The organism is Micromonospora sp. NPDC047753 (assembly GCF_040642735.1).
Lineage (GTDB): Bacteria > Actinomycetota > Actinomycetes > Mycobacteriales > Micromonosporaceae > Micromonospora.
In genome coordinates this window covers 1-1,352 of sequence record NZ_JBEYSL010000861.1, presented here as the reverse complement: position 1 = coordinate 1,352, position 1,352 = coordinate 1, and the positions used below count along the sequence as shown (strand labels likewise).

Sequence of the window (1,352 nt, the reverse complement as noted above, 5' to 3'; positions counted from 1 at the left end):
ATTTCACACCACCAGCCGCCAAACCCATTTCCGTTAATGGTGTATTGATTTCATCCGTGTGGTATTACCATCGATCATGAGGTTGACGTGGACTGTGATCTTCCAGAGCCACGTCAACCTCATGATCACGCCGCCAAGGGGGGCGGTGGGTGGGTTAGTCGTTTGATTTGTCTCTGATGGACTTTGCCGGTGCGGTCGCCGACGTGGACTGGTCGCTGGTGCCGCCGCCCATCGGGGTGCTCAGGCCGCCGGTGGTGGCATCGCCGGTGGTGGTCGGTGCGACAGTGCCCGGATGTCGCTCCGGCTGCCGGGCCACCCGCCGTACGCTCGCCGGCCCGGCAGTGCCACCGGTGGTGGTCACCGCGCCCTGCCCGCCGACGGGGCCACCGTCGCGCAGCACCTGTGGGTCGATCCGTTCCTTCGCCGGGTCGAACGGGTCATCGCGCTGGATCTGACTCTCCACATCGGTGCGGGGCACCGTCACCTCGTCGAGGGCGCCCTTGCCGTACACACCGCCGGCGATCCGATCCTCGGCCTCGCGGGCGGCGTCCTGCCGCATGTCGTCCTCACGCACGTCCATCACCTCGCAGAAGCTGTGGAACTGACTGCGTGCCCGACCATCGGCCGACCAAACCCGGCGTGACCGGGAGGTCGTCCACGGCGGTTCACCGTCACGCCGTCCGCTGGCCGCCTGCCCGCAGCCCGAGATGTCCATGCTGTCCCGCGACCGGTGGGAGATGCCCGCCGGCAGGAGGGGATGACAGCGTGCGCACAGTACGCCGTACCGCCGTCGCGGCGCTGGTGGCCGCGACGGTGACGACCGGGCTCGCGGTGCCCGCTCAGGCGAAGCCACGACCGGACCGGACATTCGACGTGCAGGCCCACCGGGGCGGCCTGGGGCTGCGGGTGGAGAACACCCTCGCCTCCTTCGGCAATGCCCTCCAGCTCGGGGTGAGCACCCTCGAACTGGACGTGCAGATCACCGAGGACGGACAGGCCGTCGTCACCCACGACCGGAAGGTCACCGGCACCAAGTGCGTCGACACCGCTCCGGTGACGCCGGGCGACCCGGAGTTCCCGTACGTCGGGAAGTACATCAACACGCTCAGCCTGGCCCAGGTGCGTTCGCTCGACTGCGGGTCGAAGACGCTGTCGGACAAGCCCGGCCAGGTCGCCGTCCCCGGTGCCCGGATGCCGCTGCTGCGTGAGGTCTTCGCGCTGGTCAACCGCTACCGGGCCAAGGACGTGACACTCAACGTCGAGCTGCGTGCTGAGCACCCGGATCTCCGGCGGCCAGGCCATCTACGCCGGCGGGGGCGGGCGTTGCTCGCTCGGCTTCAACGTGCGCAGTG

General features: G+C 68.8%; 1 protein-coding gene and 1 pseudogene. One reads left to right on the top strand and one right to left on the bottom strand.

Translation table 11 applies throughout. The annotated features are described in order from the left end of the window. Positions 1-154 precede the first annotated feature (154 nt). Entirely contained in the window at positions 155-574 is a 420-nt protein-coding gene (locus tag ABZ749_RS35275; protein WP_357235758.1) for a hypothetical protein, read from the bottom strand. Positions 575-609: 35 nt separating this feature from the next. Here ABZ749_RS35275 and ABZ749_RS35270 point away from each other — a divergent pair. Next, positions 610-1,227: pseudogene (locus tag ABZ749_RS35270) on the top strand (glycerophosphodiester phosphodiesterase family protein); the annotation flags it as partial. Positions 1,228-1,352: the final 125 nt, after the last annotated feature.